The organism is Anabaena sp. 4-3 (assembly GCF_001597745.1).
Classification (GTDB): Bacteria; Cyanobacteriota; Cyanobacteriia; order Cyanobacteriales; family Nostocaceae; genus Trichormus.
Genome location: NZ_LUHJ01000014.1, coordinates 132,491 through 157,802 on the forward strand (window position 1 = coordinate 132,491; position 25,312 = coordinate 157,802).

Annotated in this window: 28 protein-coding genes and 1 other RNA gene; 19 read left to right on the plus strand and 10 right to left on the minus strand. The window is 42.5% G+C overall.

From position 1 onward, the window contains the following. The first annotated feature begins 110 nt into the window (after positions 1-110). From lipB to A3775_RS03950, 3 genes are all read left to right on the plus strand, one after another. Positions 111-785: a lipoyl(octanoyl) transferase LipB gene (gene lipB / locus A3775_RS03940; protein WP_066380831.1), complete on the plus strand. Its 675-nt coding sequence runs from the start codon at positions 111-113 to the stop codon at positions 783-785. A 183-nt stretch (positions 786-968) separates the two neighbouring features. Further along, positions 969-1,169, plus strand: coding sequence for a hypothetical protein (locus A3775_RS03945; protein ID WP_066381025.1), 201 nt, complete (start codon positions 969-971; stop codon positions 1,167-1,169). Positions 1,170-1,443: 274 nt separating this feature from the next. Further along, the gene (locus tag A3775_RS03950; RefSeq protein WP_066424007.1) at positions 1,444-3,015 is read left to right on the plus strand and encodes an ABC transporter permease subunit; all 1,572 of its coding nucleotides are present in this window, start codon (positions 1,444-1,446) and stop codon (positions 3,013-3,015) included. Positions 3,016-3,429: 414 nt separating this feature from the next. Here A3775_RS03950 and A3775_RS03955 read toward each other — a convergent pair whose 3' ends face one another. Continuing rightward, a complete protein-coding gene (locus A3775_RS03955) occupies positions 3,430-3,999 on the minus strand; it encodes a thermonuclease family protein (protein ID WP_066423952.1) in 570 nt (189 codons plus the stop codon). Between the two features lie 175 nt (positions 4,000-4,174). On the opposite strand from A3775_RS03955, the gene A3775_RS03960 reads away from it, so the two are divergent. Then, positions 4,175-4,537, plus strand: coding sequence for a helix-turn-helix transcriptional regulator (locus A3775_RS03960; RefSeq protein ID WP_066380835.1), 363 nt, complete (start codon positions 4,175-4,177; stop codon positions 4,535-4,537). 62 nt (positions 4,538-4,599) lie between these two features. Here the strand turns inward: A3775_RS03960 and psbA are convergent, their stop codons facing one another. Beyond that, on the minus strand, positions 4,600-5,682 hold the full coding sequence (psbA, locus tag A3775_RS03965; RefSeq protein WP_066380836.1) for a photosystem II q(b) protein: 1,083 nt from the start codon (positions 5,680-5,682) through the stop codon (positions 4,600-4,602). Positions 5,683-6,095: 413 nt separating this feature from the next. Here psbA and A3775_RS03970 point away from each other — a divergent pair, with 413 nt between their 5' ends. Next, on the plus strand, positions 6,096-7,175 hold the full coding sequence (locus A3775_RS03970) for a nitronate monooxygenase family protein (protein WP_066423955.1): 1,080 nt from the start codon (positions 6,096-6,098) through the stop codon (positions 7,173-7,175). Here A3775_RS03970 and A3775_RS03975 read toward each other — a convergent pair. Continuing rightward, a complete protein-coding gene (locus A3775_RS03975; RefSeq protein WP_066423957.1) occupies positions 7,129-8,136 on the minus strand; it encodes an NAD(P)/FAD-dependent oxidoreductase in 1,008 nt (335 codons plus the stop codon). The genes A3775_RS03970 and A3775_RS03975 overlap by 47 nt on opposite strands. A 215-nt stretch (positions 8,137-8,351) precedes the next feature. Beyond that, positions 8,352-8,888, minus strand: a complete 537-nt coding sequence (petC, locus tag A3775_RS03980) for a cytochrome b6-f complex iron-sulfur subunit (protein ID WP_066380841.1) — start codon at positions 8,886-8,888, stop codon at positions 8,352-8,354. Between the two features lie 324 nt (positions 8,889-9,212). Between petC and A3775_RS03985 the strand changes: the two genes are divergently transcribed. From A3775_RS03985 to hetL, 3 genes are all read left to right on the plus strand, one after another. After that, the gene (locus A3775_RS03985) at positions 9,213-10,514 is read left to right on the plus strand and encodes an NAD(P)/FAD-dependent oxidoreductase (RefSeq protein ID WP_066380842.1); all 1,302 of its coding nucleotides are present in this window, start codon (positions 9,213-9,215) and stop codon (positions 10,512-10,514) included. A 50-nt stretch (positions 10,515-10,564) separates the two neighbouring features. Next, positions 10,565-11,083 carry a hypothetical protein gene (locus A3775_RS03990; protein ID WP_066423959.1) on the plus strand — a complete coding sequence of 173 codons (519 nt, stop codon included), beginning with the start codon at positions 10,565-10,567 and terminating at the stop codon, positions 11,081-11,083. A gap of 169 nt (positions 11,084-11,252) precedes the next feature. After that, positions 11,253-11,966, plus strand: coding sequence for a heterocyst differentiation pentapeptide repeat protein HetL (gene hetL / locus A3775_RS03995; RefSeq protein WP_066380844.1), 714 nt, complete (start codon positions 11,253-11,255; stop codon positions 11,964-11,966). Positions 11,967-12,038: 72 nt separating this feature from the next. On the opposite strand, the gene panB is transcribed toward hetL, so the two are convergent. Continuing rightward, complete coding sequence (gene panB, locus A3775_RS04000; RefSeq protein WP_066423961.1) at positions 12,039-12,809, minus strand: 3-methyl-2-oxobutanoate hydroxymethyltransferase; 771 nt, start codon at positions 12,807-12,809, stop codon at positions 12,039-12,041. Between the two features lie 168 nt (positions 12,810-12,977). Then, positions 12,978-14,087 (minus strand): two-component regulator propeller domain-containing protein, encoded by a 1,110-nt coding sequence (locus A3775_RS04005; RefSeq protein WP_197480085.1) that lies wholly within the window; start codon positions 14,085-14,087, stop codon positions 12,978-12,980. Positions 14,088-14,916: 829 nt separating this feature from the next. Here A3775_RS04005 and A3775_RS04010 point away from each other — a divergent pair. The 6 genes from A3775_RS04010 to A3775_RS04035 all read left to right on the plus strand — a co-directional run bounded on the left by A3775_RS04010 (position 14,917) and on the right by A3775_RS04035 (position 19,622). Next, on the plus strand, positions 14,917-16,347 hold the full coding sequence (locus A3775_RS04010) for a form I ribulose bisphosphate carboxylase large subunit (protein ID WP_066380850.1): 1,431 nt from the start codon (positions 14,917-14,919) through the stop codon (positions 16,345-16,347). Between the two features lie 92 nt (positions 16,348-16,439). Further along, the gene (locus tag A3775_RS04015; protein WP_066423963.1) at positions 16,440-16,847 is read left to right on the plus strand and encodes a RuBisCO chaperone RbcX; all 408 of its coding nucleotides are present in this window, start codon (positions 16,440-16,442) and stop codon (positions 16,845-16,847) included. Positions 16,848-16,892: 45 nt separating this feature from the next. Then, complete coding sequence (locus tag A3775_RS04020; RefSeq protein WP_066380858.1) at positions 16,893-17,222, plus strand: ribulose bisphosphate carboxylase small subunit; 330 nt, start codon at positions 16,893-16,895, stop codon at positions 17,220-17,222. 298 nt (positions 17,223-17,520) lie between these two features. Further along, positions 17,521-17,775 carry a hypothetical protein gene (locus A3775_RS04025; protein ID WP_066423964.1) on the plus strand — a complete coding sequence of 85 codons (255 nt, stop codon included), beginning with the start codon at positions 17,521-17,523 and terminating at the stop codon, positions 17,773-17,775. Next, a complete protein-coding gene (locus A3775_RS04030; RefSeq protein ID WP_066423968.1) occupies positions 17,763-18,173 on the plus strand; it encodes a putative toxin-antitoxin system toxin component, PIN family in 411 nt (136 codons plus the stop codon). The genes A3775_RS04025 and A3775_RS04030 overlap by 13 nt, the downstream gene beginning before the upstream one ends. Before the next feature lie 201 nt (positions 18,174-18,374). Then, positions 18,375-19,622, plus strand: a complete 1,248-nt coding sequence (locus tag A3775_RS04035) for a ribulose bisphosphate carboxylase small subunit (protein WP_066380864.1) — start codon at positions 18,375-18,377, stop codon at positions 19,620-19,622. 176 nt (positions 19,623-19,798) lie between these two features. Here A3775_RS04035 and A3775_RS04040 read toward each other — a convergent pair whose 3' ends face one another. Next, complete coding sequence (locus A3775_RS04040; protein ID WP_066380866.1) at positions 19,799-20,359, minus strand: 2'-5' RNA ligase family protein; 561 nt, start codon at positions 20,357-20,359, stop codon at positions 19,799-19,801. Between the two features lie 71 nt (positions 20,360-20,430). Here A3775_RS04040 and A3775_RS04045 point away from each other — a divergent pair, with 71 nt between their 5' ends. The 5 genes from A3775_RS04045 to queF all read left to right on the plus strand — a co-directional run bounded on the left by A3775_RS04045 (position 20,431) and on the right by queF (position 22,286). Then, positions 20,431-20,697 carry a YciI family protein gene (locus tag A3775_RS04045; protein ID WP_066381028.1) on the plus strand — a complete coding sequence of 89 codons (267 nt, stop codon included), beginning with the start codon at positions 20,431-20,433 and terminating at the stop codon, positions 20,695-20,697. Positions 20,698-20,733: 36 nt separating this feature from the next. Then, positions 20,734-20,830, plus strand: an RNA gene (gene ffs, locus A3775_RS04050) — signal recognition particle sRNA small type. Positions 20,831-20,856: 26 nt separating this feature from the next. Then, on the plus strand, positions 20,857-21,237 hold the full coding sequence (locus A3775_RS04055) for a phasin family protein (RefSeq protein ID WP_066380871.1): 381 nt from the start codon (positions 20,857-20,859) through the stop codon (positions 21,235-21,237). 163 nt (positions 21,238-21,400) lie between these two features. Further along, positions 21,401-21,796: a hypothetical protein gene (locus A3775_RS04060; protein ID WP_066381031.1), complete on the plus strand. Its 396-nt coding sequence runs from the start codon at positions 21,401-21,403 to the stop codon at positions 21,794-21,796. Positions 21,797-21,875: 79 nt separating this feature from the next. After that, on the plus strand, positions 21,876-22,286 hold the full coding sequence (queF, locus tag A3775_RS04065) for a preQ(1) synthase (protein ID WP_066423969.1): 411 nt from the start codon (positions 21,876-21,878) through the stop codon (positions 22,284-22,286). A gap of 138 nt (positions 22,287-22,424) precedes the next feature. Here the strand turns inward: queF and A3775_RS04070 are convergent, their stop codons facing one another. From A3775_RS04070 to A3775_RS24015, 3 genes are all read right to left on the minus strand, one after another. Beyond that, entirely contained in the window at positions 22,425-23,795 is a 1,371-nt protein-coding gene (locus tag A3775_RS04070) for a cytochrome c biogenesis protein (protein ID WP_066423970.1), read from the minus strand. 3 nt (positions 23,796-23,798) lie between these two features. Beyond that, positions 23,799-24,539 carry a cytochrome c biogenesis protein CcdA gene (locus A3775_RS04075; RefSeq protein ID WP_066380878.1) on the minus strand — a complete coding sequence of 247 codons (741 nt, stop codon included), beginning with the start codon at positions 24,537-24,539 and terminating at the stop codon, positions 23,799-23,801. A gap of 314 nt (positions 24,540-24,853) precedes the next feature. Continuing rightward, positions 24,854-25,012 (minus strand): hypothetical protein, encoded by a 159-nt coding sequence (locus A3775_RS24015; protein ID WP_156481560.1) that lies wholly within the window; start codon positions 25,010-25,012, stop codon positions 24,854-24,856. Between the last annotated feature and the right edge of the window lie 300 nt (positions 25,013-25,312).

Consider the following 25,312-nt stretch of genomic DNA (forward strand, 5'->3'; position numbering starts at 1 on the left):
TAGCTGATTCCGTTGATGTTCCTTTAAAATCCTTTGCATAGCTTGACAATTGTTGACCCTGAGTATGTAAGTTGAAATATATTTAGTTATTAACCCAGTTGATTTTCGGCATGATTCATAGTAAAGAAGCTCAGTTAAAACGCTGTTTGTTATATAACCAAGGATTAATGCCATACAGGGAAGCCCATGAGTGGCAAAAATCGCTACTCACAGAGCGTGTTCACAATCCCCATCTGGATGATGTGTTAATCTTGCTAGAACATCCCCCTGTCTACACTTTAGGACAAGGCAGTAATCCAGAATTTCTCAAATTCGACATCAGTCAAAATCAATTCGAGGTGTATAGAACTGAACGGGGTGGCGAGGTGACTTACCACTGTCCCGGCCAATTAGTCGGGTATCCAATTTTAAATTTGCAACGTTATCGTCAAGATTTGCATTGGTACCTGCGACAGTTAGAAGCAGTGATTATTCGCGTATTAGCTGTTTATGGTTTGCAAGGCGATCGCATCCCCGCTTTCACTGGGGTATGGTTAGAAGGACGTAAAGTTGCAGCTATTGGTATTAAAGTGAGCCGTTGGATTACTATGCACGGTTTTGCCTTAAATGTTTGTCCCGACATGACAGGCTTTGGGCGTATTGTCCCCTGCGGTATTGCTGATAAACCTGTAGGCAGTTTAGCCGAATGGATACCAGGAATTACCTGTGAAGAAGTCCGGTGTCATGTCATCCGAGCTTTTACGGAAGTTTTTGCGATGGAATTTATTCACCCAATTGCTGAATAATTATGTTTTTGTGAGTAGATTTGGCCGGGATAATGTCATCAGTGCGATGTGTTGCTAACTAGAAATATCTGGCAAGTAAAAGCAAATCGTTGCATATTGGTGATTTCCATTGTGCAAGCTAAAATATGATGGTTTAAAAGTCTTAAATCCTACTTTTTGTATCAGTTGACTCAAATTTCGCCTGTGACTTATCCCAGCCATCCACAGACTTACACGCCAGTGTTTACTTCTCTGCGAGAAAGAGACTGGAAAGTTCTCATAGAACTGTTTGATAGACAAGACAGTGACGATATTGAAGCTGACATCAACAATAATTTACTGTTAATGATACCCGAACCATGTTGGGAAGACGACCCCTTTGATTTCCTACGCGAATATTTGTAGAAACGCGATTCATCGCGTTTATGTTGAGTCTTGTATGAGTGTTGTTCAATTAGCGTGAATTCGATGAACCTCTACCTAACCCCTCTCCGAAGCAGAGAGGCTAAAATCTGCTGAGGTTTCGACGAAAAATAAAGCTTTTAAAGCCTCTCTCCTTGCTGTTCGGAGGTTTGGAGAGGGGTTTTTCAATTCGTCGAACTCAGGTTAAATTAGCGGTGTGCAACCCGTGCCAATTCAGCATACACTACTCACCACTCATTCAGGGGGTCAAAATCAGATGACGAGATTCAGTTTTGGGCGTTGGCTGTGCTGGTGTCTGGTTGTATGTTTGAGTTGTGTTTTCCTCTCTGGTTGCAATGCAAATCTGAGTGCTGGTAAAACCTTACAAGTGGCGACTGAACCAGTGTTTCCACCATTTGAGTTTCAAGCGCAAGGTGGAGAGTTGCAGGGTTTTTCCATTGACTTGATGAATGCGATCGCTTCCAGCACGCCTGGGGCGATCGCTTCCTCTGCTAACTTTCAAGTAAACTATCAAAGTCTGCCATTTGATGGCATTATCCCCGCTTTACAAGCGAAAACCGTAGATGCGGCGATTAGTTCGATGACTATCACCGCCGAACGAGCCAAGACTGTCGCTTTCTCCCGTCCTTATTTTAAAGCAGGATTAGCGATCGCCATCCGTGACAACAATTCAGATATTACAAATTTTGACAGTCTCAAAAATAAAAAAATCGCCGTCCAAATTGGTACAACAGGCGCAAACAAAGCTAAAACTATCCCAGGCGCAGAAATTCGCAGTTTTGATGCTGCACCCTTAGCCCTACAAGAATTACTCAACGGTAACGTAGATGCAGTTATTAATGATGCACCAGTAACTTTATATGCCATCAATACAGGTAATCTCAAAGGCATTAAAGTTATCGAGCAATTGCTCACAGAAGAATATTATGGCATTGCCACCGCCAAAAATTCACCCTATTTATCACTCATCAATAACGGACTTGATACAGTTTTAAAAAACGGTACTTATTCCCAAATCTATCAAAAATGGTTTAAAGCCACTCCGCCACCATTACCAGCAAAATCACCCTATGAAAATCAAACAAACACAGGTAAACCGGGAATATTTAGCTCAATAGGCGTAATTTTCCAGGCGTTACCGACTTTATTGCAAGGCGCATTAATTACCCTGCAACTGACAATTATTTCCGTAGTGCTGGGTTTAATAGCAGGTTCATTCATTGGTATTGTGCGCCTCTCGCCTATTACTTCTGTGCGCTTCTTAGCAAGGGTTTATATTGATTTCTTTCGCGGTACGCCATTACTCGTGCAGATTTTTATGATTTATTTTGGCATCCCCGCCATTGTTCAAGAACTTAATTTTACTTTTACATTTGATCGGTTAGCGGCTGGGGTAATTGCCTTAAGCTTAAATAGTGCGGCTTACATTGCCGAAATTGTTCGGGCTGGAATTCAATCAATTGAACCAGGGCAAACAGAAGCAGCGAAATCATTAGGCTTAAATCCTATATTAACCATGCGCTTAGTGATTTTTCCCCAAGCCTTCCGGCGGATGTTACCACCTTTAGGAAATGAGTTTATTAGTTTATTGAAAGATACCAGTTTAGTAACAGTGATTGGTGTTGAGGAATTATTTCGCAAAGGACAATTAATTGTAGCTGCCAACTATCGCCCCTTTGAAGTTTATGCAGCAGTCGCCATAGTTTACTTATGTTTAACTCTGCTTTCTTCTCAAGCTTTCAGTCGCTTAGAAACTTGGATGAATCTTACTGAATCGGGTAAAGTTAGGCAAGGTAACACACCCAAGCTAAATCATAACAAAAATTGATTTGAGCAGCGTCTTACATTGGTATGATTGTTGTGAATATGTAAAGAAATGTAAATATATTTCTATTGCTGCATAAAACTCTCGTGTACTCCTGAATAAATAGATGAAGATATGGATTACGGTTTGATCAATACTGTTTTATGTGCCGATTTTAAACTGCTTTCTTTATTAGTTATTCTCATTAGCTCATATCTTGGTTGCAATTCAATTTGAAGAAAGGGATTTAATTGACATTCACGGTGAAGCTTACACTACTTACCGTCAACGTGTACCAATGCTAATTCCATTTTTGAAGAAAAATTCAGCTTGAATATTATGCTGAATTAAGTGAATTTCTGAATACAAAACCCCGCTTTCTTTAAGAAAACGGGGTTATATATTTATAATTATCTAGCAAGATGGAGATATGAAAAGCTATTTTGGCTTGTTAAAACTCCGATATTCCCAAGGATTAACAAATTTAGCATCACCCCAAATTCCGATTTTTTGTTGTTGTGCTAAAGCTTCTGCTTGCTGTACTAAATCTTTACTAGGACACTTATTTAAATAAGGACGATAAACTTTAGCTAATCCTTCCTGTAACAAAACTTGTTGGACAAAAGTCCCATCTCTTAACCGTACCTCAGCCACTTTCCGCCCATAGCGATCGCTATCTGTAATACTCAAGATAACGCGATCGCCACTTTGTTTGACCAATTGCTCTAATCTTTGCTGTGCTTTCGCACCCCAATTAAATTGATTGCGATCGCTTACTCTGTTACTAGCTTTCTCCTTCCGAGTATGGGGTATTTCCGGCGCATCCATACAAGCAAAGCGCACACTAAATTTATTACCCTCACCATCCTTAATTAATAAAGTATCACCATCACTAACCCGCTCAACCAACTCGCCAGAGACACCAAACAAGCGTTCACAACCCATCAACCCCAAAATAATTAACCCTGCACTCAATAAGATTAGTAACTTTTTGTGTAATTTAGTCATTAGTCGCCCCCTGCGGGGAATTCAAAATTCAAAATTCAAAATTCAAAATTAAATAACTTCTGCTTACCCTGCTCCTCAGCTCCTCAGCTCCTCAGCTCCTCTGCTTCTTGTCATGTATTGCTTATAATACTAATGAGTTATGAAACTATCTTATTATTCACTCTTGAATCTGCCTATGCCTAAAAATAAGCCATCTCAGGCTGATTCAGATAGATTTGCCGCAATTGCTGACTATTTTAAAATGCTATCAGAGGCGAGTCGGCTGCAAATTTTGGCTTGTCTTAAATCAGGGCCGATGAATGTGATGGAACTAACGGAAGCTACTGGTTTAGGACAAGCAAATCTGTCCAAGCATCTCAAAGCCTTAACTCAAGCGGGAATAGTCACTCGTCAGCCAAAAGGAACGAGTGCTTTTTATGAGATTTCTGATCCGATGATTTTTGAACTTTGTGAACTGGTGTGCGATCGCATTAGTGAAAGAATACTACAACAAGCCGAACATCTCAAAGCCTTGCAGAACACAAAAACAATATTTTAACCCCATAAAAAAAGCACCCTAATTCTAGGGTGCTAATCTATGAAGCAGTAAGAACAGAGCAACTAGCTAGCAATGGCAGGAGCAGCCAAAGCAATAGGTTGAACTTCACCAGAAGCTAAATCTAGAGGGAAGTTGTGAGCATTACGCTCGTGCATAACTTCAATCCCCAGGTTGGCTCGATTAAGCAAGTCTGCCCAAGTATCAATTGTGCGTCCTTGGTGATCCAAAATCGAGTTATTAAAGTTGAAACCATTCAAGTTAAAGGACATGGTGCTGACACCCAAAGCTGCAAACCAAATACCAATTACAGGCCAAGCAGCTAAAAAGAAGTGTAAAGAACGAGAATTATTAAAGCTGGCATATTGAAAGATTAACCGTCCAAAGTAACCATGAGCCGCTACGATATTGTAGGTTTCTTCTTCTTGACCAAACTTATAACCAGCATTAGCTGATTCTACTTCTGATGTTTCCTTAACCAGCGTAGAAGTCACCAAAGAACCGTGCATTGCCGAGAACAAAGCCCCACCAAACACCCCAGCCACACCAATCATGTGAAACGGGTGCATGAGGATATTGTGTTCTGGTGAAAACACAATCATAAAGTTGAATGTGCCGGAAATACCCAACATCATGCCATCGGAAAAACTACCTTGTCCAATCGGGTAAATCAACAACACAGCAGTTGCAGCCGCAACGGGAGCAGAAAAAGCCACAGGAATCCAAGGACGCATTCCTAAACGGTAGCTTAATTCCCATTGCCGACCCATGTAAGAATAGATAGCTAGCAGGAAGTGGAACACAATCATTTGATAAGGGCCGCCATTGTACAGCCATTCATCCAAAGAAGCCGCTTCCCAGATCGGATAAAAGTGCAAGCCAATAGCCGCCGAAGTCGGGACTACAGTAGCACTAATCAGGTTATTCCCGTAAAGCAATGAACCGGAAACAGGTTCACGGATACCGTCTACATCCACGGGAGGCGCAGCAATAAACGCCAGAATAAAGACAATCGCCGCAGTTAAAGCAGTAGGAATCAGGATTACGCCAAACCAGCCAATATACATCCGATTTTGCGTACTGGTGATCCAATTACAGAATCTCTCCCATAAGTTCGCGCTACTGCGCTGTTCTAAAAGTGTTGTCATATTTGGTGATGAGTGCGAATAGAATGGTGAAATTTTTATAGGAAATAAAACCAATTCGTAATTAAGTAGCTGGCTTTCCCGGAGGGGTACGGGAAGGCTAGCGTTGACGTAAGAAAGTCAGATGCAATCTGAGTTTTCAAGGAAAGCATCTGTAGCTTTCTGTCAGGGAATTGGTTGAATCCGTCGTATATAAACTATATAACTGTATAGCAATACAATTGTCAAGTAGTAAATTAAAATTTTTTTTGAGTTGGCTGGTATAGAGCCTTGTAGGGTGCGTCAGATGTTGAAAATATGTTCATTTGGGCGAAATGATCTTTTCTGACGCACCCTAATCCTGGCTGCATGAAAAATCACACCGAGATGATAAAATTACTCCTCAGTTATTTAGTTAATAAATGAGCAAATCTGTCATGTCCCCGATCCTCCATCCCTTGCAGATTGGTAAACATATAGCCCGTTATCCCATCGTGCAAGCGGCAATGGCGGTGCGGGTATCTGGCGCGAAATTGGCTGGAGCAGTCGCCAATGCTGGAGGAGTGGGGATGATTGCCTCTCTGGGAATCGGGTTAGATTCTCCCTACTATAATCCACGTCAACGGAGTAGTTTTTTTACAGCCAATCGACTGGCATTAATAGATGAATTGTCCAAAGCCCGCAGTATTAGTCCAGATGGGGTGATTGGTGTCAATATTCTCGTAGGTACAAAAGATTACCCCGTATTAGCTAAAACCGCAGCAGCCGAGGGAGCAAATCTGATTATTACCGGGGGAGCATTACCGTTAGCTTTACCAGAGTACACCGGCGATAATCCCGATGTTGCCCTTGTCCCGACTGTAGCCAATGTAGACTCAGCGCAATTTATCTGTCAAACCTGGAAAAGTCGATATAACCGCCTACCCGATGCCTTAATTTTGGAAAATTGCCAGAAAGTCGGGGGACATTTTACCCAATGTGAACAGATAAACGTTCCAGGGTTTTCTATTGGCTGGGTAATTTCGCAAGTACGAGATTATTTAACCGAGACAATGGGTGTGAGAATACCCTTGATTGTCACAGGAGGAATTAGCGATCGCACCGACATTGATCAAATATTAGCAATGGGAGCAGACGGCGTGCAGATGGGTACACGCTTCATCACCACCATCGAATGTGATGCCCATCACAATTATAAACAACGTCATCTACATTCCCTAGCAGAAGATATCGTCACCGTACCCAGTCCTGTAGGAAAACCCAGCAGAGCTTTACGCAATAGCTTTGCAGAGCAAATCATGGCAGAATTATCACCGGAACGGCGATGTATTGCCAACTGTTTAGAAACCTGTCTATTCAGAGACAAAGGTAAAACCTATTGCCTACTCAACGCCCTAGCTCAAGCTGCCCGTGGCGACGTAGAAAATGGTTTAATTTTCTCTGGTGCGAATGTGAGTCAAAATCAGCGTATCATGTCTGTAGCTGAACTGATGGCAGATTTGACCGCCAAGGTTTAGCACCGACAGCACGGCGAATATTTCGCCAAATCTGCGTTGCCGCCAATGCGCCATCACCCGCAGCAACCACCACTTGATTTAAGCCTACCTTCAAGTCACCAATCGCAAAAATGCGCGGGTGAGAAGTTTGACCCATCTGATCTGTTATTAAATATCCCCCTTTTTTCTCCAAATTGAAACCTTCTAAATAGGTATTGTGGTAGCGCGAACCCATAGAAATTAAACCAGTTTCCAACTCAACCACAGTACCATCCAGCAATTCCACACCCGTCATCTGATGGTTTTTCCCCAAAAATTGCTTAATTGGAGTTTCCACCAAACGATAACCATGCTGCTGTAACTGAGAACGCAATTCTGCGCTCACCGTAAACAATCCATGAGTGAAGATAGTAATGTAGGGAGTAAACCAACTGAGATTAAACACCATTTCCTCAATACTGGCTTCACTCCCCGCAAAAAACCCGCATTGTTTATCAGCCATTTCATAGCCATCGCAAACCATGCAAACGTGCAAATTATAGCCAGCGTATTCAAACACATTCTGCATATTTTCCAAAGGAGGCAGATGGTCAATAATACCACTAGCAGCAATCAGATACTTAGAACGCAACACAGAATAAACACTGTTTTGACGACCGACTTTTACCCGCACAGCAAAAGTATCGCCCTCGTCCACCACCTCGTCAACATAAGCATTTAAAAAATCTCCATCCAAAGATTCATAATGCTTTTTACCCTGTTGCAACAACACACGACCAGGAGTATCTGGAGGCAACCCCAGATAGTTATGTAACTCTTGCATCCAGAAAGAACGCGCTTTTCCCTTGTCAATAACTAGACTAGAAAGCAAATATCTTTGTAGATAGATTCCCGCAGAAAGCCCCCCAGCACCACCACCAACGATAATGGCATCATAAACATGGTCAACACGTTCCGAAAGATTAGCCTTTGATAATCGCATATCCTCACTTCTTTCCTATGGAATCAGTAAAAACTTCTCCGCGTACCCACCGTACCCCTACGGGGAAGCAAGCTACGCGCAGCGTCTCCGTTAGGAGAAGTTCTGATGTCTACGACAAGCCGCTTGCGCGTCTACGGCGGTTCGTCGTAAGGCGTTCCCGCAGGGTAGCCGCCGCTCAGACTTCTCTTTGCGCTTACTTTGCCTACCTGGAGCGTTTAAACCCACCAAGGCTTTTCACCAGTGCGGGGGTCAATCTCACGCCAAGGCGAAACCCAAATGTAATTCTCCTTAACCTCAACATGAACCAACTTCAGAGGACGATTAGCAGGGCCACGTTGTACAGAACCTTGGGCATCATAGCGTGAACCATGACAAGGACATTGGAACTGTTCATCAACAGAATTCCAAGGAAAAGTACAACCCAAATGGGTACAGTTATTAACAATACCCACCTCATCAAGAGTGCCATCCTCTTTCAGAGTTAAATAAGTAGGCTCACCAGCCAGCCCAGCAATTAAAGCCCTTGTTCCTGGTGCTTCCGCTAAAATTTGGCTGGCTGGGATAGGACGACCCATTTTGTCTTTAGCGAGGATGCTACCCTCTGCATCAGTGCTTTCGGCTGGAGGGATAAAAAACTTAGTCGCTGGATATAAGGCAGCACTAGCTGTAGCAGCAACCATCGCTCCAGTAAAGAAGTTAAGCAGTTGCCGCCTGGACATAGAAGGATTGGGTAGACTTAAGCTATCGTCCATAAACTATTTCACTCTTTACTAATCTTCAACTATTATACTACTATATAGTTATATAAATTCTCAAGGAGTTTCTCAACTCAAACAATTTCTTTTTCCCAGTCACCAGCACCGAGTACCAACTGATGACTTTCTGTTGAAGTCAGTATCTTAATTAAAAGTAATACATCACTTCTGAGAAATGACGAATGATAATAATAGAGATAAATCTATGATACGGCACACCCAAATCCCCTATGAAAAATCTTCTGTTCACTTCCTTAGCCTCTAGCCTAAGCACCCCTATTTTCACCAGTTAAACAATCAAATATTTGGAGATTTCCTGCAATGGCTCACATTGTCATCATCGGTGCAGGGTTGGGTGGTTTACCCACCGCTTATGAATTACGGCATATTCTTCCAAGGCAACATCAACTTACTGTAATTTCAGAGTCACCAAACTTTACATTTATTCCTTCATTGCCTTGGGTAGCACTGGGTTTAACTTCTCTGGACTCTGTTCAGATTAGTCTGGAACACCGATTGAGACAAAGGGGTATTAACTGGATACAGGGGCGAGTAGATCAATTAAATCCTGATACACAACAGATATGCTGTGGTGAGCAAACCATTGTCTACGATTATCTGATTATTGCCACAGGTGGAGAACTAGCACTGGATGCGTTACCTGGACTTGGCCCCGATGGATATACGCAATCAGTTTGTAATCCTCATCATGCTTTGATGGCACTCAAAGCGTGGCAGAAATTTCTGCAAGCACCAGGGCCGATAGTAGTAGGGGCGTTACCGAAAACGAGTTGTCTAGGCCCTGCCTACGAATTTGCGCTGTTAATAGACTACGTTCTACGCCAGCAGGGTTTACGAAAACAGGTATCAATTACTTTTGTGACTCCAGAACCCTATGCGGGACACTTGGGTATTGGTGGTATGGCTAATTCTGCCGAGGTGGTGAAAAAAATCATGGCAGAACGAGATGTGGAAGTTATTGAAAATGCCCAAATTAAGGCAATTGCAGCCAATCAGATTCATTTAGGAAATGGCCGAGTATTGCCCTTTGCTTACTCCATGCTATTACCACCCTTCCGAGGGCCGCATTTTGTGCGCCAAGTGCCAGGATTAGGTAATCAGGATGGTTTCATTCCCGTATTGCCCACATACAGACATCCTGAATATCCTTCAATTTACGCGGTAGGTGTAGTTGTACAGCTAAAACCGCCAGAGGAAACACCTATACCATTAGGAGTACCAAAAACTGGACAGATGACGGAAGCAATGGGCATGGCAGTGGCACATAATATTGCCATTGAACTAGGGGTAATTTCTGCCCAACCAGTAACTCCAACACTTGATGCTATTTGCTTTGCTGACTTTGGCAACACAGGAATTTTATTTCTTGCTAACCCGGTGTTACCTGATGTAGTCACAGGCAAACGTCGGCGGGCTGTAGCCTTGAGTGGGGCTTGGGTAAGTTGGGCAAAAAGTGCGTTTGAGAAGTATTTTTTAGCCAAAATGCGTTTTGGGACTGCTGTACCTTGGTTTGAAAGGATAGGGTTGAAATTCTTGGGATTATCGTTAGTGAAACCTATTCAAGTACAGAGTAGTGGAAACATCAGCCAAGAAATTTCTTGAAGAAAAATACAGCATGAAATTTTCTCTGACTAAAAAATGAGGAAGAAATTATGAATTGTCAAAGAAACCGCCGCAGACATCATCAAATAAGTGGTTTGTGTGCTGTGGCGATCGCCTCTAGCACTACTAGCACTACCAGCCCAACTACCGCTTATAATCCAAGTACGGAGTTGAATGCCAAAACCCAACAGGCAATGATTGATGCTATCAACGATGAATATTACGCCCGTGCTTTTTACACAGCAGTAATTAACAAATTTGGTGCAGTGCGTCCGTTTAGTAACATTGTTCACGCTGAAGATAGACACGTTTCTTTGTGGAATCACCTATTTACTAAATACGGGCTGCCCATTCCTCCTGATACATTTATGGGCAATGTCCCAGCACCCGATACTCTACAAACTGCGTGTCAAGCGGGAGTAGAATCAGAAATAGCCAATGTTCAGATGTATGACCGCTTTTTAGAATTTGTTCAAGAAGCAGATTTACGAAATGCTTTCACCCAACTCCGTCATGTTTCTCAAAATAACCATCTTCCGGCTTTTCAACGTTGCGTTAGTCGTTATTAGGGAATGGGGAATAGGGAAAAACGATTTTCTTGGTTCTGCTTTGTGTAGATTTTTGTGAAAATAATTAAACGCAGATGAACGCAGATGAACGCAGATGAATCTGTGTTCTATTCGTTTGTAATCCGCTATAATTTCTGTTCTTAAACTTTTAATCTTTTTGAATTTAATGATGGATTTGGATAATATTCTCAAACAGTATGCTGCTGGAGAACGGAATTTTCAGCGAGTCAATTTACAAGAAGCTGAATTAACAAATGTCAACTTGACAGGTGCAGATTTTAGTTATGCTGATTTGCGTCAGACGCGCTTGGGAAAAACTAACCTCAGCCATGCTTGTCTACAGTCAGCCGACTTGAGTGAATCGATTCTTTGGGGAATAGATTTGAGTGCGGCAGACTTATATCATGCCATTCTCAGGGAAGCTGATTTGACAGGTGCAAAGTTAATTCAAACTCGTTTGGAATCCGTAAACTTAATTAAAGCTAGTTTATGTGGGGCAAATTTAACTGGTGCAAATCTCTCTGGTTCTTTGCTATTTCAAGCAGATTTGCGTCCTAGTTCCAACCAGCGCACAGATTTGGGATATGCCATTTTGACTGGGGCAGATTTGAGTTACGCTGACTTGAGAGCAGCTACTCTACATCACGCCAACTTAGATAAAGCAAAATTGTGTCGGGCAAATCTGGGTAAAACAATTCAATGGGGAAATTTAGCGGCGGATTTAACTGGAGCTAGTTTGCAAGGTGCAGACCTGAGTTACGCTAATTTAGATAGTGCCATTCTTCGCCAAGCAAATCTGCAAGGGGCAGATTTAACAGGAGCAATCCTCACAAATGTAGAATTAGAAGGGGCAATCATGCCTGATGGTACGGTTCATGAATAGTCATTAGTCATTAGTCATTAGTCATTGGTCATTGGTCATTGGTCATTAGTTATTCTCCCCTACACCCTTAAATTAGGGAAATTTTCGCTCTCGCACATCTACAGCGTAATCTTGTACAGCTTTGGTAATTGTTTCTCGCAGATTAGAATAAACTTTGGCGAAAGGTGGCTGTTTTTCTGATAGACCTAGTACATCAGAGGTAACTAAGACTTGACCATCACAGTGAGAACCTGCACCAATACCAATGGTGGGAATGCTGAGTTTTTGTGTAATCTGACTTGCCAAATCCGGGGGAATATGCTCTAAGACAATGGAAAATACACCAGCTTGTTCGAGGGCGATCGCTTCGTTTAAAATTCTTTGGGCTGTTTCCTCAGTTTTTCCCTGTTGTCGCAAACCCAATTGATGAATTGACTGGGGTGTTAAACCCACATGACCCATCACCGGAATACCCGCCTGTACCAACCGTGCTACAGTTTCCACCATTGCCGGATAACCACCTTCTAACTTCACGGCTTGCGCTCCAGTTTCCTTTAATACTCGCCCAGCCGAATGTATTGCTTGAGAGATGCTTTCTTGATAGGTGAGAAACGGTAGGTCTACCACAACTAAGGCACGTTTTACACCCCGACGTACAGCCTTAGCATGGTGTAGCATTTCTTCTAGGGTAATGGGCAGCGTGGTTTGATAACCCAAAACTACAGCCATCGAGTCCCCGACTAAGATTAAGTCTACACCAGCCGCATCGAGAATGTGAGCGATCGCATAATCCCATGCGGTCAACGCCACTATTGCGCGTCCCTGTTGTTTCCATTGAATTAATTGCTGGGTAGTAACTGCCATTTTTAAATCGGGAGTAGGGAGTAGGGGAGCAGAGGGAACAGGGGAGCAGAGGAAGTAGAGGAGATTAATTTCTCAAAATTCTTGAATTTTGAATTTTGAATTTTGAATTTTGAATTTTGAATTTTGAATTTTGAATTTTGAATTGATTTGTCCCCAGTCCCCAGCCCCTCATTTCACAGCACGACTGAAAGCTAGATGAGGTTTTGCACGATCCATTTTAGGCATTAACCAAGCCAGACCTTCACTCGTACCCACCCATAATTTATTAGCAAGGTCGGGTACAAGTGTTAGCACTCGACTGGAAGGAAGCCCAGCTACTTCATCTAAGACAGCACCTGTGTTTGGATTTAATCGTAACAAACCATTGTTAGTCCCTACCCAAACACTACCATCTTCAGAAAAACTAACTGCTGTGACATTCCTGCCACGTAAACGAGTCACAGACCGCAATACTATTCCAGTTTTAGGGTTAATCACCAATAAATTATTCGGCATTCCTGCCCAAATTAACCCTTCTGGACTAATAGCTAAAGCTTGTACGGTCGTACCGGGTAAATCGTTAATGCGTTTCATAATCAACGCACTGGCGGTATTTACTCGGACTATACCATCCAAAGTACCAACCCACAATTGACCCTCAGCATCTAAAGTCATAGTATTGGCACTCACACCCGGCAAATTTTTGAGTGTGGTCATAATTAAGCCTTGGTCTGGACTAATTAAAGCTAAACCACTATCAGTCCCAGCCCACAAATAGCCCCGCTTGTCAACCAGCAATGACAACACCCTTTTGGAAGGCAAAAATAAATTTTGGGCTGTGATTTCATTCGTGCGGGGTTCTACCCGAATTAGTCCTTCATAACTTCCCACCCACAAACGCCCTACTTTATCTTGGGCTAAAGCCCCAATAGCCGTATTGGGTAGACTAACACGCGCCAAAATTTTACCTGTTTTCGGGTCAATCCGCGATAAACCCCGCCAAGAACCTACCCAGAGATTACCCGCATAATCTCCCAGCAAGTTACTTACACGATAATCAGTTTCTATCGCTCGCTCTTGCAACCCCCGTTCATCAGGTAAAGGGTCTACTCGTGGTGGTGGTGCAGATGCAGGATAAGAAGGAGTTAACTCGGATGGTTTAATGTCAGGAGTTTTGGGTGATGGCGGATTACTATCTTGGTTTTGGGCTTTGACTGCAATGCTCGGCATCACAATTAAGCCCAACAATATAGAAATAGAAGTAATTAGTAAGTTAAGACGCTGGCGAAGTAATACCATAGCAAAATTTCCTTTAAAGACAGTACCTAGAACTATTGCCTAAATTAGCTAAAGGTTAACTTCAGTTTTCCCCCTGTTGGGATTTTTTAAACAGCCAGAAGGGGAGATGAGGGAGTAGGGGGAGCGGAGGGGAAAAATCTAATCCCCAGTACCCAGTCCCCAATCAACAGCCTCAGTCCTCATTACAATTACCATGCTTTTTTGTAAAGTGTTTTTTACAAAATGTTTAAAAATTTATTTAATAAAAAAATTAAATATATAAGTTAAGAACTTTCAAAGATTAACTTATGCCATTTATTGATATATTGTGAGACAAGCTACAAATTACGTGGTGTGCAACTTTTGATCTGGCCCTGATCACTCTCATAAGTGTTCCGCCAAGTAAACTCTCTCCTGTTGAATGTTTCTGGATAATCAGGAAGATATCAGGAAAGTATAGGCGGAAACTGATGAAAAGAAAACCAATTCCCTAATTACACTGGGATTATGGAATATAATCACACTTTCGGCATAAAGCCAAGGTAGTGAGGGGATAGAGGAATTTAGTGGAGTGAGAAAAACAGATAAAAGAGAATTTTTAAATGATGGCATGGGGGATAATGCAAAAGCGTTAAGTTATGCAATCCTAGATGGGAAAGACACTGGTAAAGAAGCTAACAACTTAGACTAAGTGTCAAAAGCAGAAAATCGCCACCCTCTACCAAAAAAAACTCGAAAAAAAGTTATTGCTGTTTTTCTCCTTGCTGATGGGGAGATAGGGCGGTTGTGAGAAAAATTGCACAGAACGTGATTTGATTAATAAAAAGAGTGACATCTTGGAAGGATAGATATGTCTTACGCTCAAACGAAGACTCAGTCAAAAGCTGGGTATCAAGCCGGGGTTAAAGATTACAGATTAACTTATTACACACCAGATTACACACCAAAAGATACAGATATTCTGGCGGCATTCCGTGTTACACCCCAGCCTGGAGTACCTCCCGAAGAAGCAGGTGCGGCTGTAGCGGCTGAGTCTTCCACCGGTACTTGGACAACTGTGTGGACAGACTTGTTAACCGACCTAGATCGTTACAAAGGTCGTTGCTACGACATCGAACCAGTTCCAGGCGAAGACAACCAATTTATCTGCTACGTTGCTTATCCCCTGGATCTGTTTGAAGAAGGTTCTGTTACCAATATGTTTACCTCCATCGTAGGTAACGTATTCGGTTTCAAAGCTTTGAAAGCCCTGCGTTTGGAAGACTTGCGGATTCCTGTAGCTTACCTCAAGACATTCCAAGGCCCTCCCCACGGTATTCAAGTTGAGCGTGACAAATTAAACAAATACGGTCGTCCTCTGTTGGGATGTACCATTAAACCCAAGTTGGGTCTGTCTGCTAAAAACTACGGTCGTGCTGTATACGAATGTTTGCGCGGTGGTTTGGACTTCACCAAAGACGACGAAAACATCAACTCTGCACCTTTCCAACGGTGGCGCGATCGCTTCTTGTTCGTGGCTGATGCTATTCACAAATCTCAAGCAGAAACAGGTGAAATCAAAGGTCACTACCTGAACGTCACCGCTCCTACCTGCGAAGAAATGCTCAAGCGCGCTGAGTACGCTAAAGAACTCGGCATGCCCATCATCATGCACGACTACCTAACCGCAGGTTTCACCGCTAACACCACCTTGGCACGTTGGTGTCGTGATAACGGTTTATTGCTGCACATCCACCGCGCGATGCACGCTGTAATCGACCGTCAAAAGAACCACGGTATCCACTTCCGTGTATTGGCGAAAGCTCTGCGGATGTCTGGTGGTGACCACATCCACACCGGTACAGTAGTAGGTAAATTGGAAGGCGATCGCGCCATCACAATGGGCTTCGTTGACCTGTTGCGTGAAAACTACGTTGAGCAAGACAAATCTCGTGGTATCTACTTTACCCAAGATTGGGCTTCCATGCCTGGTGTAATGGCAGTTGCTTCCGGTGGTATCCACGTATGGCACATGCCCGCCCTGGTAGAAATCTTCGGTGACGACTCCGTACTACAATTCGGTGGTGGTACACTCGGACACCCCTGGGGTAACGCTCCTGGTGCAACCGCTAACCGTGTTGCACTGGAAGCTTGTATCCAAGCTCGTAACGAAGGTCGTAGCCTAGCTCGTGAAGGTAACGATATTATCCGCGAAGCTGCTAAGTGGTCTCCAGAATTGGCTGCTGCTTGCGAACTGTGGAAAGAAATTAAGTTCGAGTTTGAGACTGTTGATACCGTCTGATAAAGGCTGAAGGTGTAAGGATGAAGGTTAAATAAAAATTACTTCATCCTGAAACACGATACACTTCATCCTTTAGAAGGGCTGGGTCAAGCATGAACCTCAAGCAAATTGCGAAAGATACAGCCAAAACACTCCAAAGCTACCTGACTTATCAGGCACTAAGGACTGTGCTGGCACAGCTAGGCGAAACAAATCCACCGTTGGCACTTTGGCTGCATAACTTTTCTGCCGGAAAAGTCCAGGATGGCGAAAAATACATCGAAGAACTTTTTCTCGAAAAGCCTGACTTAGCATTGCGAATAATGACAGTCAGAGAACATATAGCTGAAGAAATCGCTGAATTCCTACCAGAAATGGTTTTGACTGGTATTCAGCAAGCCAATATGGAAAAACGCCGCCAGCATTTAGAACGCATGACGCAGGTGAGTTTATCCCATCCCAGTCCTGAGTCAGAACAACAGCAATTTTCCGATCCTGACTGGGATAATTTAGCCAGTTAGGAAAATTCCAAGTCGTCACACAATAGCAAACCGTTATTATTAGCTATGCAAACCCTACCAAAAGAGCGTCGCTACGAAACCCTTTCTTACCTACCCCCCCTCACCGATGCTCAAATTGAGAAGCAAGTTCAGTACATTCTGAATCAAGGCTACATTCCAGCAATTGAGTTCAACGAAACCTCTGAACCCACCGAATTTTACTGGACAATGTGGAAGCTGCCTTTGTTCAATGCTCAAAGCACCCGCGAAGTATTGGGCGAAGTTCAAGCTTGCCGTTCTCAATATCCTACCCACTACATCCGTGTTGTAGGTTTCGACAACATCAAGCAGTGCCAAATCCTCAGCTTCATCGTTCACAAACCCAGCAGATACTAAAAGCTGATTTGGTTTAAATAATTTATCCATCAAAGAGAGGTAGAGTTTTCTATCTCTCTTTTTTTAGCCACACACTATTAGTGATGCTTGTGACTTTTCAAACAAGCTCTAAGTATCGTCAGCGTTTGGGAAATAGCAATCAAACACAGTATTGGTAAACTCAAATTGCAGAATTTGAGTTTTACTGAGTTTGTCAAACAGCAAATAATTATGACCGATATTCAATTAATTGACCTGACAATGTCTCATATTTTAGCAGCCGCCCTAGTAGTGTAAAATATAAGAGGAGGTAATGATCATGCCAAATCTGTCATTAAGTGATCAACAGGTAATCGAATTAGTTAAACAGCTACCCCCAGAAAGTAAACGCTTAGTATTGTTAGAACTAGCTAAGTCAAGTGAAAATGAGCGAGAGTCTCGCATAAACTATGCTGAGGCACAACTACGCAATTTGTGTGCTGAACGTGGTTTAAATTGGGATAATATGTCAGAAGATGAACGTGAATCATTTATAGATGATTTGGTGCATGAGGATAGACAGTGCGCCCAATAGTCGTATTTGATACAAATGTTCTTCTGTCCGGCATTGGTTGGAGAAGCAACCCTTTTCGTTGTCTTGAGTTAGCACGTAGGGGCATAATAGAAGGTGTAATATGTCTAGAAATACTTGAAGAACTAACGAACAAATTACAACAAAAGTTGAAATTTCCAGAAACTCAAGTAGTTGATACAATAGCGGATATACTCAGCTTTCTCAGATTAGTAACAATTACCAATACCTTAAATTTCCTCACTACTGATCCAGACGATAATATAGTTTTAGAATGTGCTGTTTTAGTGAATGCAAGTTATATTGTTACAGGTGATAAAAAACATTTGTTACCTTTGGGTAGTTATGAGGGGATTGTAATTGTGAATGCAACAGATTTCCTCGCTTTAATCTCTAATTAAATCATTATATCATGTCCGTTTGAATAGTTATCATATCTGTTGGGGTAGGGAACAGGGAACAGGGAAGAAGAAAATATCAGCATCGAAAACTTATCATAAGTAATTAGCCGGACATGATATTACACATAAACTGAGTATTTAATTTAGTATTGTTACCAAAAAAATTACTATAGTTTTCTAAGCGAAAATAATCATAATTTTATGAGTTATTACATTGCTCCGCGATTTTTGGATAAACTAGCTGTTCACATCACTAAAAACTTTTTAAATCTTCCTGGTGTGCGCGTTCCCTTGATTTTGGGTATTCACGGACGCAAAGGGGAAGGAAAAACTTTTCAATGTGAGTTAGCTTTCGAGAAAATGGGTGTGGAAGTTACACTCATCTCTGGCGGTGAGTTGGAAAGTCCCGATGCAGGAGATCCAGCAAGATTAATTCGGTTGCGCTATCGGGAAACCGCAGAACTGATTAAAGTACGTGGTAAAATGTGCGTACTGATGATTAATGATTTAGATGCAGGTGCGGGTCGCTTTGATGAAGGCACTCAATATACTGTCAACACTCAGTTGGTGAATGCCACACTGATGAATATTGCTGATAATCCCACAGATGTACAATTACCGGGAAGTTACGATTCAACACCTCTAAGGCGTGTACCAATTATTGTCACAGGTAATGATTTTTCTACCCTCTACGCGCCGTTAATTCGAGATGGGCGGATGGAAAAATTTTATTGGGAACCTCACCGCGATGAAAAGGTGGGAATTGTCGGTGGAATTTTTGCAGAAGATGGACTGTCACAACGTGACGTAGAAAAGTTAGTTGACAGTTTCCCCAATCAATCAATTGACTTTTTTAGTGCTTTACGTTCCCGAATTTACGACGAACAAATCCGCGACTTCATTCATCAAGTGGGTTATGAGAATGTCTCGTTGCGCGTGGTGAATAGTTTAGAAGGGCCACCAGCATTTAAAAAACCTGATTTTACCTTGTCTCATTTGATTGAGTCTGCTAACTTCATGGTGGCTGAACAAAAACGCATCGAAACTTCTCAATTGGTGGATGAATACAATCGTCTGAATCGAGGTAGAAGTTATCAACCTGCATCACCTGTTGCCGAAATAGCAACGAGTCAGCCGTCACCGAATGGAGTTAATCAACCCCAGAGTGCGAGTCCCCATATCAGCCTAGAGACACAAGAACAAATCCGGCAAATCTTGGCTCAAGGTCATAAAATTACCTTTGAACACGTTGATAATCGCCGTTTTCGTACAGGTTCTTGGCAAAGCTGCGGTACAATTCACGTCGATGCTGAGTCTGATGCCATCTCGACTTTAGAATCTTGTTTAGCAGAGTATAGGGGTGAGTATGTGCGCTTGGTAGGGATTGATCCGAAAGCCAAGCGACGGGTTGTGGAGACGATTATTCAGCGTCCGAATGGGACAAATTAGGAGGACTGACGTAACTGGTATCATACCCTAGCTCGTAGTGAGGACTTTAGTCCTCAAGATAAGGGCTAGAGCCGCTTACTACAAACAAAAAATTAGTCTTTTTTGTCACACTGGCGAAGGTTATACCCAGATACCCGACTTCTCAAATAAGTCGGGTATCTATCTGTGATCTTGAGCTACTTACCAGACAGAAAAGCAAATTCTGATTGAATATTCCAGCGTCTACCGTCGTGAATCAACAGCGTTAACTTGTCTGCTGTAAACTCAAAGTGTAGCTGACGATGTTCAAATTCTGGCCATGCAGCTTTAAAGTTTTGTTTGGTTAAATCTCGAAACGCTACCGTTAGATGCGGCGCAAACGGGCGGTTTTTGCCAACTTTGTCAATAATTTCTAAGTTGGCTTCTAGATGCAGCATCAAGTCACATTGCAAACTCAGCAGTTCTGCACTTCTGACTACATTTATATATATGACGCGAGGCACAAAGGCGGCAAACCCACTGAGAGTCATAGATAATGGCTGCTGCTGTTGGGCGAACTCCAACAAAGATGCTTCCATCCTTGATAAATCATCATTCACCCATTCAAAGGGCGGTTGTAAAGTAATGTGTGGTGGTGACTTTTGCGCGTGCTTACTAGCATAGTTATCAGCAAAGTGCTGCTTGATTTCGTTGGCGTAATCTTGAATATGCTGGGGTGGTAGCAGCGCAATGAAAAATCGGCTTTTGGAGGAATTCAAAATACAACAAGATAAAAGCAGATAATCTTTACAGATATTAGAACATATTCGTGATCAAGGTTGCTAGGAAAATGCCGTGGTTCGTCAAGATTGAGGAGGGGAAAGTGGATAAATCCATCTTTGACCAATACATACCTGCTCATAAAGCCTATGTTCAAGAGTTAATTGCCCAAGGTCATCAAGCCAAATCAGGTTATTGGGCAAGATATGGCGGTGGGATGTTGCTGTTTGAGGCTGGCTCGATGGAGGAAGCCGAGTCCATAGTCGCTAATGACCCCTTGGTGAAAAACGGCTGTGTCAACTACAAACTTTATGAATGGAAAATTGTTGTTGAATAATACACAATTACCGAAATTAGTGTTATATTATGTTTAGACCTGGATCTATGCGACTGCAACGCCTAAACCTTGTCAGGACCGGAAGGTAGCAGCAACACAGGATGCTTGTGGTAGGCGTAGTCTCCGGGTCGCCCTATTTGTTAGGAGCAATCACCAGCAATGGCCGGTTTTGGAAATTTGGTTCAAAAAGCTTTTTACCTTGGTGTCGGGTTAGCTTCTTACGCAGGTGAGAAGGCCGGGGAAAAACTAACTGAACTGCGATCGCAAGCCCAAAAACTGGCGGATGAAATGGTGGCTAAGGGCGAAATGACCACAGAAGAAGCCCGGCGGTTTGTGGACGATATGATGAAGCAAGCCCAACAAGCACCAACATCGGCTGAGACTCCTGAAAAACCGCCAGCTTCCGAGCCTCGTCGCATCGAAATTTTAGAGGACAACGAAGAACCGACGGTCAAACAAGCATCAACAGAAAATGTGGATCAACTCCGCGAACAAGTGCTAGAACTGCAAGAAGAGTTAAAGAGATTGCAAAAAGATTAGTCATTAGCAACTTTTTAGCTGTTGCATCAGCAGTTAGCACCGTGCAACGGTATTGAATCACATCCACAAGAATCTATAATAGATAATACCTAGGGTGTACTCTAGTGCTTCAAGCCAAGTAGCACTAAGCGTCCTGTTGACCGTCAGTATGGGCGTTAAATTTATGGAACAGTGGCAAAAAGATTTAATGGAAATCGTCGAAACCGTGGCTGATGAAGTAGAGCGTCTTTTCCTAGGAATGAGTGAAATGGTAGATGCTTTTTTTGAGTTATCAGAAGAAATTGTCGAGGAAGTTCAGAACTCCATTGCAACTGAAGTTGACCAGTATCTACAGGAGATAACTGAACCGTTTTTAGACGTTTATGAGGAACTGGAAGACATTATAATTGATGCTGATCCGGGTTTTCCCTATTCAGTTGAACCCTCAGCCGAACAAAATCCGGCTTGCATTGGCTGTCAGAATTATCATGGTCATGTGTATGGTGGTAATTTATTAGTTTGTGGTATCCATCCACATGGCTGGGATGATGGGAATTGTCCAGACTGGGAGAAAGAGTAGTGTTGAGTGGTGATTGCGGAATGTTAAGTTAGTAATGTTTGGTTTCTCTATATTGCTAACACAGCTACCGCAGTAACTTATGAGTAATTCCTCACCTGAAACAGTATCTCAGTCTAGCCAAGAAATGAAGTATGGCGAGCGTAACATTGCGGAAGGAGAATTAATTACCTTTCCTAACCCGCGTGTGGGTAGACGTTATGACATTAATATTAGTTTGCCGGAATTTACTTGTAAGTGTCCATTTTCCGGCTATCCTGATTTTGCGACAATTCATATTACCTACGTGCCTGATGAGCGAGTTGTAGAATTAAAGGCTTTAAAACTTTATATTAACAGTTACCGCGATCGCTATATTTCTCACGAAGAAACAGCTAACCAAATTCTCGATGATTTTGTCGCTGCTTGTGAACCTTTAGAAGTGACAGTGAAAGCAGATTTTGCGCCTCGTGGTAATGTTCACACTTTTGTAGAAGTGCGTCACATTAAGTAAATTAGGTAGGGGATGAGGGAGATGTAGCTTTAGCTTCTCTTTCAGAGACGCTAACGCGAACCCGCAGGGTGGGAGATGAGGGAGATGAGGGAGAATTTTTTACCCAGTCCCCAGTCCCCAGTCCCCAGTCCCCAGTCCCTATACTGTAGTAGACTGGGAACTTAAGCTGTCTAAAATTTCTAAAACTTCTTGTTCAAAAGCTACTTGAGCGCGATTAGTTTTACCACCAATATACAAGCGATCGCCTGTTTTTAATGCCCAAATTTGGGAGTGGGAAAAATAACTCATCACTGTACCCAACATTAACACAGCAAACCCTGTATAAACAATGGGAATACCAGGGTCAGCTTTAATTTGTAAGCCAGTGCTACCAACTACATCTAAAACTTTCAGTGTCACACCATTAACTTGGGTAGACATTCCCGCGCGGACAGTATCAACTAATTTACCTTCAGCATCGTAAATTAACACCATCCCCTGCAAGTCTTTAGCTAATAGGGAGACTCCTGTACTCATATCTGGTTTGGTAGGAATCCAAGTCCCCCAAATTCGTCCCTTACCATTGGTGTTTAATAATGCCATTGGTAGCTGAAAAATCGGACTTTTGTTAATCCGAATTCTTACAGATGAAATTCCCCAATCAGTTTGATAGAAAGTTACGCCATGATAACGCAAAGGTTGATTAACAAAAATCTTTTTGTGGTCAACTTCCTCTCCCTGACTATTCAAGACTGACATATCAGAATAAAATTGGTCAATGCCACCTTTAGGAGTGTAATCAATCCAAAAACGATTCACTTTTACAGACCAATCTTTGGGGATTTGGGCAGATGCTAAAGGGCCAGCATCAATAATATTTTTAACTTGAAAAGTTTCACCACTGGGAATCATTTCTTGGGCAATAAACCCGGTCATTGCTCCCCAAATTGCCCCTAATAAAATGGCGACAATACCAATATGAACAATAATTGGGCCGATGCGTCCGATTATCCCTTTACGGGCGTAAAGAATATCATCCTTTTCTTGAAAGATTTTATAACGACGGTTTTGTAAAATTTGGCTTAAAGAATTTAAAGAACCAGTATCTAGTTCTGCACTTAAAGCGAGTTTTTGAAATTGTCGTGGTTCTTCGTAATATTTCCAGCGACGGGCTGCTTTTAAGGCTGGTAACTGACGGGTGAAAGTACAAGCAGTTAAGCTAGTCCCGAATAAAACCAGTAAAGCTAAAAACCACCAAGTGCGGTAAACATGATCTAAGCCTACGACTTGAATCACTTTCCAAGTCAGGAAACCGAATAAAGCCGGGTGTTCTGGGTAGTTAGCTTGATAGAATGCGGGTGATTGACCTTGCTCGATGACAGTACCAGTGATGCTAAAGAGGGCGATGATTAATAATAGAGCGATCGCCAGTCGTAAATCTGTCAGTACAGGTAAAAACTCTCGCCGCAAAAATCGCCCTGGTACTGACCACCAAGGGGAAGGGGTGGACACGGAATTATCTATAGTCATTGCTTACAAACTGCCAAGGGGAATCCGAGAAATTAGAGAAAATACGCCAAATCCGACTAAAAGCGCGCCGCTAACTGGATTTATCCAACCAGACCAGCGACGCAATTCTAGTAATCTTTTAATTGCAGCCGTAAAAGTACCTGCTACAATTAAAGGTGCAACATATCCGGCTGTATAGGAAATTAACAACACAGCACCTAAAACTAAGTCTTGGGTATTCGCCACCCAACCCAACAGACTGGCTAAAACAGGTGTGCTACAGGGGGAAGCGACTAAACCAAAAGTTAAGCCAATAGCATAGGAACGCACCCCAGGCGGTAAATCTGAAGAAATCCAATTAGTATCACCAAAAGAGGGGAGTTGCAGAGGTAACGCTTCCAGTAAATTCAACCCCATGATAATGGCGATAATACTCACAATAATCGGCAAACCCAGCCCTATTTGACCGTAGACTTTGCCGACCAAAGCAGCTATAATACCTAAACCTGCCAATGTCGTGGCTAATCCTAAAGCAAACCAAGTTGATTGAGCAGCTGCTTGCAGACGGCTTTTAGCTTCATAACCGCCAATGTAACCGATGGTGATGGGCAGCATAGAAAGCATACAAGGAGTCAGGCTAGTAAGTAAACCGGCTGTAAAAATGATGCCAATACTCAGCAAACTCAAGTGTGTTAGTTGTTGAGAGACAAGGGTGTTGGCAAATTGTTCTAGTTGATATAGTCGGGTTTGCAGATTCTCCAGCATGGGGTATTAGTTGGGCAAGAAATGCTTAATCTGCTTGAATTGTAGCTTACTTTGGGGTGTAAGGGTGTAGGGGTGTAGGGGTATAAGGGTATAGGGGGATGAGGAAAAGTAAGAAATTAATAACTAATAACTAATGACTTTAAACTTGTTTCTTTTAGTTTTCGCTAGTGCGTCACTGTGCTAGTTAGAGGCTCAGATTTTGCACTATTTCTAATCAGCATAAGGCGATGCACACCCAACAACTTGAAGCTAAATTTTTGAGCAAATTGCCAGCAATGCCCACCCTACACATCACTAATGACTAGCAATAATTCTTACTTTTGTATTGTGGGTGAATTTATGGGAACAGAAGGTGTAGAATCACTGCGATATTGCTCAAAACCTAGATATCCCAAAAACAATATTAATCCTAGCAAAGCCAGAACTTGAAGAGATTTTTCGATGGTAATAAAACCGCGTATAAATTTATTCATTGCCATCATTTTGCTTTGATGCTCAAATTTCTACTTAAGTAACTACATTATCTCAATCTCAATTTTCGCAAACTAGCGATCGCTGTAATTTTCCGATTCTACAAAATCTGACAAGCTCTGCATTTTTTCGCTTTCATACCTAAGATTCTGCTTTTACGAAACAGCGACAGCGTAACGCACCAGTATTCATGGTTTGGTGCATTACGCTAAATGCTAACGCACCCTACTGGATTGACACAGCTAATTTAGTGCATTAGGAAACTCTTGTGGGATGGTCATCTTGACCGTCCTGTGCAGGCA